We start from the raw sequence: 11,807 nt of genomic DNA on the forward strand, positions 1-11,807 counted from the left end.
TCCGGCCCATACAAAAACTCCTTCCTAGGAAGACAAGCTTTAATTATTTGCTTGTCTACCCAAGAAGGAGTATAGCCGCTACTTGCTCTTTTAATCTGACAATTACTTGAAAATTTAAAGAGTTATAAAACATTGTGCTTGTCGGCGTCAACATTAAAAGAATTTAGGACAGAATAATGCTCGATCTGGTTGCACCAGCTCAATCAAATAATTGAAGTTACTCTACGCCAACTACCCGCAGCTCCTTACACTCTGATTTTAAACGTGTTCTGAGCGACAAATGGCTAGGCCTAATTTAAATAATTGCTCGATCGGTTGCACCGCTCAATCAATTATTTGAAATTAGGCTACGCCAAAAGTACGTCGCTCCTCACACTCTGCTCTTGACAAATACGGCGTTTAATTATAGAGTAATAATGAACTGAATAATCCAATTTCACAATGATTAGGCAGAATGACATCTTTAAGCGAGTGTTGACAGTGCAAGAACACAATTGATGTTGCTGGCACCTAGGAGTGGAAGTTAATCAAGTGTAGATGAGGTTGGGAGTTTGACTTCTGAAACGTGCTAAAGCAAGCAGTTGTTTCCGCTTAATGCGCAAATCTTAAACAATCCTTTCAGGATTATTCAAGATTTGACATTAATGCTCGACAACTAAGCACTTGCTTTAGCACTCTTATCTAAATTAGGGTGGAACCGCGATAATTTATCGTCCCTTGTGACTGCAGTGGTGCAGTGGCAAGGGATTTTTTTGTGAAAAAATAGTTGAGGTGAAGGAATATGGTTAAGCAGTTGAATGTTCAAGAAATGATTCTGACCTTGCAACGTTTCTGGGGTAGTAAGGGTTGTTTATTGATGGAAGCATATGATAATGAAAAAGGTGCCGGGACAATGTCGCCTTATACTTTCTTGCGGGCAATTGGGCCGGAACCTTGGAATGCGGCTTATGTGGAACCTTCACGGCGCCCAGCAGATGGTCGTTATGGTGAGAATCCTAACCGGTTATTCCAACATCATCAATTCCAGGTCGTAATGAAGCCATCACCTAAGAATATTCAAGAATATTATTTAGATAGTTTGCGGGAATTAGGTATTGAACCTTTGGAACACGACATTCGTTTCGTTGAAGATAACTGGGAGAACCCCTCAATGGGCTGTGCCGGTGTTGGTTGGGAAGTTTGGCTTGACGGGATGGAAGTTTCCCAGTTCACTTATTTCCAACAAGTTGGTGGCTTAACTGTTGATCCTGTTACTTCCGAAATCACTTATGGGGTCGAACGTTTGGCATCATACATCCAAAATGTGAATTCTGTCTTTGATTTGCAATGGGGTGATGGTGTTTTATACGGCGATATTTTCAAGGAACCTGAATATGAACACTCTAAATATGCCTTTGAAGAAAGTGACCAAGCAATGTTGTTGAACTTCTTCAACGACTATGAAAAAGAAGCTTTACGTCTAATTAAATTAGGGTTAGTTCACCCGGCTTACGATTATGTCTTAAAATGCAGCCATACCTTTAATTTGTTGGATGCACGTGGCGCTGTCTCCGTGACTGAGCGGGCTGGTTATTTATCACGAATTCGTAATTTAGCCCATAAAATTGCCCAGGCTTTTGTCGGTGAACGCGAGAAGTTAGGTTTCCCATTGTTGCAACATGCCCAAGAACAAGCCGAAAATGACGGGGAGGATAAATAAATGACAGCGACATATTTATTAGAAATCGGTCTTGAAGAAATGCCTGCTCATGTTGTTCGGCCTAGTGTTATGCAATTGCTGGATAAAACAGCGGCTTTCTTTAAGGAACAAAAATTAACTTATGATGAAATTAAACCATTTGCCACACCACGGCGGTTAGCAATTATGGTGACTGGTTTGGCTGATCGTCAACCAGATCAAGTCGAAGAAGCTAAAGGTCCAGCCAAGCGAATTGCGCTAGATGCTGATGGTAATTTTACCAAGGCCGCTTTAGGCTTTGCTCGCGGTCAAGGTGTTCAACCAGAAGCCATCACTTTCAAAGATTTCAAGGGCGAACCTTATGTTTTCGTCGAGAAGAAAACTGTTGGTCAACCAACTGCTGAAATTTTACCTGAGTTGAAGAAAATCGTCATGGGTCTAACTTTCCCAACGCGGATGAAGTGGGGTACAAATCATTTCGAATATATTCGGCCAATTCACTGGTTAGTGAGTTTGTTAGATGACCAAATTATTCCAATGCAAATTCTTGATGTGCATGCTGGTCGGACTACTCAAGGCCATCGGTTCTTAGGTCATCAGATCGAGATTGCGTCGGCACAGGATTATGAGGCCGATTTAGATAAGGTTTTCGTGATTGCGGACATGGCGAAACGTCAGGCAGTTATTGAAGATCAAATTCATGACTTAGCAGTTAAGAATGGTTGGCGCGTGGATTTAGATCCTGATTTACTGGAAGAAGTCGTTAACTTAGTTGAATATCCCACAGCGTTTGCTGGGCACTTCGATCCTAAATACTTGGCAGTTCCCGAACCAGTACTGATCACTTCCATGAAAGACAATCAGCGTTATTTCTACGTGCGTGATCAATCCGGTCAGTTAGCACCAAACTTTATTGGCGTTCGCAATGGTAACCAAGAATATTTAGATAATGTCATCGCTGGTAACGAGAAAGTTTTAGTTGCCCGCTTAGATGATGCTAAGTTCTTCTTTGAAGAAGATCAGAAATTATCAATTCACGATTATGTCGAGAAGCTGAAAAAAGTCACCTTCCATGACAAAATTGGGACAATGTACGAGAAGATGCAACGTGTTAGCGTGATTGCAGCTGGCTTAGGTCATGTCTTTGGCTTATCAGAAACGGAATTAAGTGACTTAAATCGTGCTAGTCATATTTACAAGTTTGATATTGTCACGGGCATGGTTGGTGAGTTCCCCGAATTGCAAGGGGTTATGGGTGAGATCTATGCCAAGATCTTTGGCGAAAATGCCGTGGTTGCCCAAGCAGTTCGCGAACATTACATGCCGACTTCAGCAGAGGGTGATTTGCCTGCCAGCAAAGTTGGGGCAACTTTAGCCATCGCTGATAAAATCGATACGATTTTGGCCTTCTTCGCCGTTGGCATGATTCCAAATGGTTCCAATGATCCTTACGCTTTGCGGCGGCAATCTTACGGAATCGTTCGGATTCTTTTGGCTAACCACTGGCACTTGTCATTGGCTGAATTACAAGCTGAAATTGCTAGTTCCTTGAAGAAGAACGATTTGACCTTCAAGATTGACTGGCAAAAGAACCCTACAGAAGTACAACGCTTCTTTGTTGATCGGTTACGACAATTATTTGGTGAAAAGCATTTGCGGCATGACTTTATTGACGCTATCGCTAACTCAAATGATTTGGACCCAACCACGATCAATGAAGTTGCAGCAACCTTAGACACTCACCGTGAGGATCAAGATTTCAAGCCGACCATTGAAGCTTTGACGCGAGTTATTCGATTGGCTAATAAAATTGATAATAAGCCTGATCAAATCAAAATTGATCCTAGTTTATTCGAGAATCCTTCAGAAAAAGCGCTGTATGATGCCGTAACTGAATTGCAGGCTGATTTCAAACAACAGACTGTTGAACAAAACTATCAACAAATGCGTGACTTACGACCAATCATCGAAAGCTACTTCGAAGAAAATATGATTATGGCTGATGATGAGAAGATTCGGCGTAATCGGTTAAACCAATTATTGATTTTACAACGCTTAATTAAGGTCTTTGGTGATTTACAAGAATTGATTGTTAAGTAAAGTCACATTACCAATAATTAAGCTTTAAAAATAGTATTACTTAAAAGGTTAGTTTCTCAATATGAGGACTAGCCTTTTTTTCTTTAGAAATTTTAAAACATTATTATGTGGATCAGACAGAATGGCGTCTGACTCCATTGCGGGCTTGCTGGTTGTGGAACGCGGCCGGCATCGATTTGAACCAATTAAAGACCGAATTGTTTCAAATACGAGCCATTGTCTAATTGCTAAAGCAATAAGACAAATTTGGCGGCTGACAACCACGCCCTCCATTCCGTCTGGAGTTGAGTCAGTTCACTTCATCTTTGTTAGTGTTTAAGGTAACGTACTGGGATAAATTAACTAATTTAGACAGTGACGCATAAATTACAAAGTTTCTGCAGTTGATTGACAGTTTTACTTAATTCTGATTTCTTAAATCTATAATATTTGTCAATCAGGCTATTGGATCACATCAATCTGCTTTTCTACCAGTGGTGCTGAATTAAACTATTTAATTAGGCAGGTGATCAGCGGTTGGCGTCAATGTCGGCCATGTTCCATGCCCACAAAATCGCTGGGTTCCTGCCGAGACTAAATAAGGAGCGACTTGAACAAATATTTGTTCAAGTAACTTTAAGCTAATTAACTCATAATGAGCGTCACTGCTTTAATGCGAATCGTCACAAATGATATAATAGAGCTAATCTTAATAACGGAGCAAAATGAATGTTTATATTTGTAGGTTGCGCTGGTGGGGGAACTTCCAGTATGTTTTGTCAAAGAATGGTCCATGAGATTAATCAGCATGATCAGAATTTAACGGCTATTTTTGATGATGTAACTTCAGTTTTTAAGCGTCAATTAGCCTATGGCGATCAGTATGATTTAATTTTTGCTTACGGTGGCATTGATGCCATTCGTTCTTACAATGTGTTTGACTTTGGTCAACTGTTTGATGTGGTGATGGTCGCGCCGCAAGTAGCTTATCGCATTGGTGATACTGAAAAATTAATGGCACCGTATCCGACAATTGTCGAGAAAATCCCCGGAAAAATCTTTGGGACGATGAATGCGACCGTAGCTTATCCTGGTTTGTTAGACGAATTAATCGTCTTGGACGAACGCCGGGCCTATCAGTCGGATATCCAAACTGCCGAGAAAGCTCGGGATAAGAATATCGAAATTTTTGTCGCCGGTGGCAGCCGTGATGATGACTATTTCATCAACTTAAAACAGCAATTGGCGCAACTGAATATTCGGTGTTTATATGAACCCTTTAATTTAGAGAATTTATACGATGAATCAAAAACTGATTTTGAGTTTCGTTTTATTTTCGGGAATGCCAGCTTGTTAACGGGAGAGAATTTCCCACAGATTGCCCGCCGCATCAATGCTTTTATGATTGCTGGCGATCCAACAAAATCACCAATGAAGAAAGAAAGTTGGCTGCGTGATTATCAAATTGACTTTCACTACTTTGACAAACAAACTGATTTTGCCACGGTACTGGATTTCCTGACGTTGGTTGAATTCAAGTCGGAGTCGACTTCAGAAATTAGTGTTGATCGTTTTGAGAAGCAGGAATTAAAGCCGTTAAAGAATTTTCTGGGAATTATTTATTGGCGCTAAATTTGACAACTAGTAGGAGTGAATTGCATGACAAAAACAACTGGAATATTTCGTGAAATTAGTTTAGCAGCATTAAAGATTGTTGCCGAGAATCCTTGGCTGATACCGGCAGTGGCTGGAGTGCATGGCTTCTGGAAGTTTGCCCAGTTGACACAAGTAGTTAGGATTGAACATGAGAAAAACAAATAGCTTTGCTTTCAGGGTACAAGCACTAATTGTTAGGTTAAAAAAATAGAGTAGTTATATTTAGTGTTCCTGGTGGAATGCCAGCAAAGCCAAAAAAATTATGATTATTTGCTACAGTTACGATGAGTAATAATTAAGTTTATTGGTAAAAAGGTAGCATGTGGTGTGACTGAAGAAAGTTGGCTGGTGAGTATTAACGCAAAATATCGAACAATTCGTTAGAATTGCTCGATATTTTTGTCGTTAAGTGGAACTAGTAGTTTTGGGAGAACACATTACCATGATTAAAGTTCGTTTTACTCGTGGTAAAAAATATTTTGGGAGTGTCAAGAAGTTTGTGTAAATAACAAGAAGACTTCTTCGTATCATTTTGTCTAGCTTAAAACATTGATTCTAAAGTATCTTGGCACTGCTTAAAGCCATTATGAGCTCTGCCGAAGTATTTCTCGTTGTACTCTAAGATAATTGTCGAGAGCGTAAAATATCTTGTGTAAATGCATAAAAGACTTCTGAATTGTATAGAAATAGGGAATGCCTTCCCTTATGATATTTAGTAACCACAGAAAACATCACAGGAGGCATTCCCCATGAATGAACTTACCACAGAAATTATCGCTGCACTAGCCCAAAAGCAAGATTTGGACGAAGTTTTTCGTCACCACCTCGAAATTGCGATTAACCAGCTGCTTCAAACCGAATTGGCAGAGTTTTTGGGTTACGAACGCTACTCATACGCTGGGATTAACACTGGTAATAACCGCAACGGCAGTTATGAGCGCTCGTTTGATACGAAGTACGGCCAACTTAACTTAACCATTCCTCGAGATCGCAATGGCCGGTTTGAAAATCATACCTTGCCAGCCTACGGTCGGCACAGTGATAATTTAGAAACAACGGTCATTCAGTTGTATACCAAGGGTATTACCACTGCTGAAATTGCCGAACTCATTGAGAAAATGTACGGTGCTCACTACTCCAAAGCCACGGTTTCCAACATGACTAAAGCCGTCAATGAACAGGTTCAAGCTTTCCAGAAACGTCGACTGGCTTCACAATATGCGGTCATCTTCTTAGATGCCACTTACTTGCCGTTAAAGCGGGATACCGTTCAAAAAGAAGCCGTTCATATTGCGATTGGCATTCGTCCAGATGGTACGAAAGAAGTGCTGAACTACCAAGTGGCGCCAACGGAATCGACTGGAATCTGGACTGAACTGCTGGGAACCTTGATCAAGCAGGACGTTAAAGATGTGCTGTTGTTTGTGGCCGATGGGTTAGTTGGTTTGGATGAAGGCTTGAATCGGCATTTCCCTAAAGCCAAACGACAACGTTGCCTGGTTCATGTTGGGCGGAATCTGATGAACAAAGTTCGCGTAAAAGACCGCAAGGCCGTGATCAGTGACTTTAAACAAGTTCATCGGGCCGCCAACCGTGAAGCAGCCGAACTGAAACTGAATGAGTTCACCAACAACTGGCATCAGACCTATCCCAAATTAATCAAAGATCTGCTTAAAATGCAGAATTTACTCACTTTCATGGACTTTCCACCAGCTATCCGGCAATCACTATACTCCACTAACCTGATTGAGAACTTTAATAAGCATCACAAGCGCACCACCCACCACAAAGAACAATTTCCAACGGAAGATTCACTGGATCGCTTCCTGGTTTCTCAGTTTAATGTTTATAACGAGAAGTCTCTGAAGCGGATCCACCGAGGGTTCAAAGGACTCCAGCACACCTTGGAAGCATCATTTATTTAAGTTAGATACATATTATATGTACGAAGGCATTTCATTTACACAAGATTCTTGACGCTACCAAAACTTGCTCGACATTGGCTGAATAGTACCCTTATTGAAAATAATCATTAAGTATCGAATAATAAACTGGTATAATTAGAATATCATATTTTTGGAGGTAGCTATGGTCTCGTACTTTTTAGCTATATTTATTTTCTTTTGTTTATTTTTTCTCCTTTTAAATGAAATACGCCGTAATGATCTTCAAAAGACAAACGCCTTACTTGGAGTAGTAATCAACATTGCTAGCACTTTAATAATTACACTTCTTGTTACTCGGTATTTCCTACACACAAATATATTGATTGCTAAGAATTATTCCTTAGGTTACTTTATTAAAGTCTTTTCTTTGTTCGTAATAGTTGAATTGATCCTTATTTTTGGTAATTATTTTTTTCATTTAAGTCACTTATTCGAGGTAGTATCAATCAAACGGGCTTCACTCAAAACAGTGCTGCGGGCATTGCTAGTCTCTCTGTTGATCGTGCTTGCGGTTTTTCTGTACAAGGCAAGTTTTTGGACAACGAATACATTTGGACTGCTTAATCCTGAACAACTCATCTATAATTTGAAACAACCGATGCAAGGTGCGAACTCTAGTTTCATTGATTCATTCATCAATGGACCGTTGGTAGTTGCTGTTGTTACACTAGTACTGGTATTACCTGCGAATCTGATTCTTTTTCATGTTCATTTAAGGGTTTTTGATTACTTACGACATGCATATCTAGTTCCGGTACTTTTATCAGTTGTATTTTCTGTTTTCTTAATTACTCTAGCTGCTAAGAATATTAATGCTGTTGGTTTCTATCGTTATTTCACAACTTCATCAGCCTTTATTCAAAAGAACTATGTCGATCCTGATAAAGTTAAATTGGTTTTTCCAACCAAAAAACGGAATTTAATTTATATTTATGTTGAATCTCTAGAATCAACTAGTATTGATAAGCAAGAAGGCGGACAAATGTCCGTTAACTTGTTGCCCAAATTAACAAAAGTGTCTGATGAAGGTATTCATTTCTCAAATACAGGTAAAAAATTTGGTGGGGCAATGCAATTTTATGGAACCGGTTGGACAATTGCCGGAATGGTTTCCCAAACTTCTGGATTACCGTTAAAGGTTCCAGTTCAGGGGAATACTTATGCTAACTCTGATAAACAGCGCTTTTTACCGGGTGCAACAACATTGAATGATATTTTAGAAGAAGAAGGTTATCATCAAACAATTTTGATGGGATCAGATGCAACTTTTGGAGGTAGACGGAGTTATTTCACTCAACACGGTAATATTAAAATCGATGATTGGGTACAAGCAAAAAAAGATAAACGGATTCCTCAGAATTATAAGGTCTGGTGGGGCTATGAGGATTCTAAGTTATTTGAATATGCAAAAGAAGATTTAATCAAGTTATCTTCTGGTAATCAACCGTTTAATTTTACAATGCTCACTGCAAATACACACCATATTGGGGGATTCCCTGAAAAAAACATGCCGCACAAGTACTCGAATCAGTATTCCAATGTGATTTCATTTACGGATACGCAACTTACTGAATTTCTAACATGGATTAAGGCACAAAAATTCTACCACAATACGACAATTATTATTAATGGCGATCATCTATCCATGGACGCCAAGTATTATCAGAACATTTCTTCGAAGAAACGTCATACGTTTAACTTGATTCTTAATGCACCAAAAAATGAAACTAACGGAATCAAGACCAAGAATCGAATTTTTGGCACTTATGACATGTTTCCAACCACGTTAGCCGCAATCGGTGTAAAGATTGAAGGCAACAGGCTGGGACTTGGAACTAATCTATTGTCGGGTAAAAAAACAATCGCTGAAAGATATGGGTTCAATAAGGTGAACGATCAATTGTCACAGAGTTCGAGATTTTACAATGATACATTTGTGTATGGTAAATAAATATGCCGATTAATTGTTCAGAATTCATGGCTTATCCTTTAAAAATTACTAAATTTATTGCCGTAACTATGAATTTTGGCACAACTATAATATTATGGTTAAGAGTCACAAAATAGTGCTTCTGTATGAGCTTTGGTTATTACAGTATGATACTCAGTTATAACGGACGAGTAGTTAACCTAAGCTTCTGAAAACAAAATAGATTAAGGGAACGTGATATTTATGAAACGCGTAATTACTTATGGAACTTTTGATTTACTGCACTATGGTCATATTAACTTACTACGTCGTGCGAAGGAGCATGGTGACTATTTAATTGTGGGTCTTTCGACAGATGAATTTAACTGGAATGAGAAACAAAAAAATGTTACTTTTCATATGAAAAACGCAAACAATTACTTGAAGCAATTCGGTATGTTGATTTAGTAATTCCTGAAAAGGGCTGAAAACAAAAAGTTAGTGATATCAAGCAATATCATATTGATACCTTCGTGATGGGTGATGACTGGAAAGGTAAGTTTGATTTTTTAAGAACTCAAACAGATGCAGATGTAATTTACTTATTTTTGGTGCAAATGGCGGGACAATTGTGATTGTAACAACAGAATTTATTGTTTGTTTTCTACGCATTGTTCTGGTTAGAAAGTCAATCGATTATAAACGATTGCTTCCGGAACATCTTAAGTACGTGGTTAGCTTTCTAATTACGCTAGTTGTGATGCGGTATATTCATTTTGGGCAAAGTGGTACCTTTCTGAATTTAGCAATCACTTCAATAATTGCCACGGCAATGGACTTTGTGTTGTTATTGGCGCTTAGAACGAGATTGTTTGACGATTTAAAAAAATCAATTCAAAGGTCTTCGAATTGATTTTTGAATTACAAAATGTATTACCAAGAACTATAACTACATGTTGGGAGTATAAGTTAGATGAAAACGGGTCAATTAACCAAAATTGAGAAAATTAGTTTATATTTATTATTCTTTGAACTTTTTGCCGGTGGTGGTGGGCGGATTTTCGAACTCGGACCAATTTCAATTCGAGAATTTTTATTCGCATTTGTCATCTTGCTATTCTGTCTTAGATTTATTGTAAATCCTGAGACACGGAGTGAACTAATTCATAAAGACCTACAGCCAAAGTCAGCTACGTTAATCATGTCTGCGTTGCTGATTATCTGGGTGGGTGTCAGTGTATTGATTGGAATATCTCATGGGCATTTATTGGGAAGTGTTATAACGGACACCATTAGGGTAATCTTTGTAATTATGATTATCCCTTTGTCGTATTATATTGATAAGAAGAGGTTTGGCGTTAAGCAGTTAGTCACAACTTTAATGTATGCCGCTTTAATAACTTCCTTGATAACCATAATCATTAGTTTAGCAGGGAAGTTTATGGGTAATCGTGATTTTTACTACTTCTATAAATTTATCAATGGCCTTTTCCCTGGTGATTTATTCTTCAGACCTTCGAGAGGTGTATTCTATAAATCTCATTTCTTAGTGCTTTTTGCTGCAATTATCAGTTTCATCAATCTTTCTCAAAAGAAATCCACACTTCTTGAAAACATGGTATTGGTCGTCGGTTCCATTTCAATTATTATGTCTGAGACGCGCGGATTGTATATAGGTTTTGCTATCGGAATCATAACTTTAATTCTTGTTAAAGCAGTGATTTACTTCTTTGGTGATCGAGAGTCGCTGGGGTTGAGTAAAAAGTCATTTCTGCAAAGTGTATTCTTGATTATCTTGGCACTAGGACTGACATCGTATTTCTTCAATAATTCGACTATCTCACGATTCTCATCCAATGATAATCCTCAAGAGCAGTATGGCAATAAAGATCATGAATATAAAGATCATGAACATAATGAATCAAAAATTAACGATGTCAGTTTGAATGTCAGAGTTCGACTACTTGCAGATTCAGTTAAAATCGTTAAGAAATCTGCAGCTAACCTTCTATTAGGCAACGGATATGGAACTGTCATTGGAGAGCGCTCAACCGGTATAGAGATGACATTTATTGATATCATGGTCGAACAAGGCTTTATTGGGGTAGTTATCTGGTTGCTGTTTTCCTTGTTGCCACTTTATTATTTCTTTAGAAGCTTTTTAGTTACCAAGAGGCTTGACGATGTTTATATTGGCTTATTAGGTTGTGTACTGGCAATGTTGGTCGTCACAAATATCAATCCGTTTTTAAACAGTCCGATTGGGCTTGGTTTTTTACTTCCGGTAATTATTATCTCATCTAAGTGTTATTTCAACAGTGTAGCTCAAACATTGGGAGAGGATGATTAAAATAAAAACCCGAATTGTCAAATCAAGTGCAACACTTCCGACCTATTCTTAGTTATTGGTCTGGTTAATCAAAGTCTGGCAGGACTGCGATTGCCGATTGATAGTTGAGAATCTTTCGTGGTCTTTGGTTCAGAGCGTTTTGGATTGCTTGAATCCCTGTTAAGGTCAATTGGCGCATTGAGCGGCCTT

7 protein-coding genes and 2 pseudogenes are annotated in these 11,807 nt (G+C 38.7%); 8 read left to right on the top strand and 1 reads right to left on the bottom strand.

Annotated elements, in window-relative coordinates; genetic code table 11:
• Positions 1 to 781: 781 nt before the first annotated feature.
• The 8 genes and pseudogenes from glyQ (at position 782) to EKM81_RS10490 (ending at position 11,618) form a co-directional block, all read left to right on the top strand.
• On the top strand, positions 782 to 1,699 hold the full coding sequence (gene glyQ, locus EKM81_RS10455; protein ID WP_125651445.1) for a glycine--tRNA ligase subunit alpha: 918 nt from the start codon (positions 782 to 784) through the stop codon (positions 1,697 to 1,699).
• Positions 1,700 to 3,778, top strand: a complete 2,079-nt coding sequence (gene glyS / locus EKM81_RS10460) for a glycine--tRNA ligase subunit beta (RefSeq protein WP_125651447.1) — start codon at positions 1,700 to 1,702, stop codon at positions 3,776 to 3,778.
• A gap of 708 nt (positions 3,779 to 4,486) precedes the next feature.
• The gene (locus EKM81_RS10465) at positions 4,487 to 5,389 is read left to right on the top strand and encodes a PTS sugar transporter subunit IIB (protein ID WP_125651449.1); all 903 of its coding nucleotides are present in this window, start codon (positions 4,487 to 4,489) and stop codon (positions 5,387 to 5,389) included.
• Between the two features lie 27 nt (positions 5,390 to 5,416).
• Complete coding sequence (locus EKM81_RS11240; RefSeq protein WP_164509300.1) at positions 5,417 to 5,578, top strand: hypothetical protein; 162 nt, start codon at positions 5,417 to 5,419, stop codon at positions 5,576 to 5,578.
• A gap of 584 nt (positions 5,579 to 6,162) precedes the next feature.
• Positions 6,163 to 7,338: an IS256 family transposase gene (locus tag EKM81_RS10470; protein WP_125651451.1), complete on the top strand. Its 1,176-nt coding sequence runs from the start codon at positions 6,163 to 6,165 to the stop codon at positions 7,336 to 7,338.
• A gap of 163 nt (positions 7,339 to 7,501) precedes the next feature.
• Complete coding sequence (locus EKM81_RS10475) at positions 7,502 to 9,310, top strand: LTA synthase family protein (RefSeq protein ID WP_125651453.1); 1,809 nt, start codon at positions 7,502 to 7,504, stop codon at positions 9,308 to 9,310.
• Positions 9,311 to 9,532: 222 nt separating this feature from the next.
• Positions 9,533 to 9,903: pseudogene (tagD, locus tag EKM81_RS10480) on the top strand (glycerol-3-phosphate cytidylyltransferase).
• Between the two features lie 338 nt (positions 9,904 to 10,241).
• Entirely contained in the window at positions 10,242 to 11,618 is a 1,377-nt protein-coding gene (locus EKM81_RS10490) for an O-antigen ligase family protein (RefSeq protein WP_125651455.1), read from the top strand.
• Positions 11,619 to 11,682: 64 nt separating this feature from the next.
• Here EKM81_RS10490 and EKM81_RS11685 read toward each other — a convergent pair.
• Positions 11,683 to 11,807, bottom strand: a pseudogene (locus tag EKM81_RS11685) (IS30 family transposase); the annotation flags it as partial.

The organism is Lapidilactobacillus gannanensis (genome assembly GCF_003946675.1).
Lineage (GTDB): Bacteria > Bacillota > Bacilli > Lactobacillales > Lactobacillaceae > Lapidilactobacillus > Lapidilactobacillus gannanensis.

Excerpts from the sequence above, each read along its gene's own strand:
- glyQ (WP_125651445.1), top strand. The coding sequence starts at position 782 with ATGGTTAAGCAGTTGAATGTTCAAGAAATGATTCTGACCTTGCAACGT.
- glyS (WP_125651447.1), top strand. The coding sequence starts at position 1,700 with ATGACAGCGACATATTTATTAGAAATCGGTCTTGAAGAAATGCCTGCT.
- EKM81_RS10465 (WP_125651449.1), top strand. The coding sequence starts at position 4,487 with ATGTTTATATTTGTAGGTTGCGCTGGTGGGGGAACTTCCAGTATGTTT.
- EKM81_RS11240 (WP_164509300.1), top strand. The coding sequence starts at position 5,417 with ATGACAAAAACAACTGGAATATTTCGTGAAATTAGTTTAGCAGCATTA.
- EKM81_RS10470 (WP_125651451.1), top strand. The coding sequence starts at position 6,163 with ATGAATGAACTTACCACAGAAATTATCGCTGCACTAGCCCAAAAGCAA.
- EKM81_RS10475 (WP_125651453.1), top strand. The coding sequence starts at position 7,502 with ATGGTCTCGTACTTTTTAGCTATATTTATTTTCTTTTGTTTATTTTTT.
- EKM81_RS10490 (WP_125651455.1), top strand. The coding sequence starts at position 10,242 with ATGAAAACGGGTCAATTAACCAAAATTGAGAAAATTAGTTTATATTTA.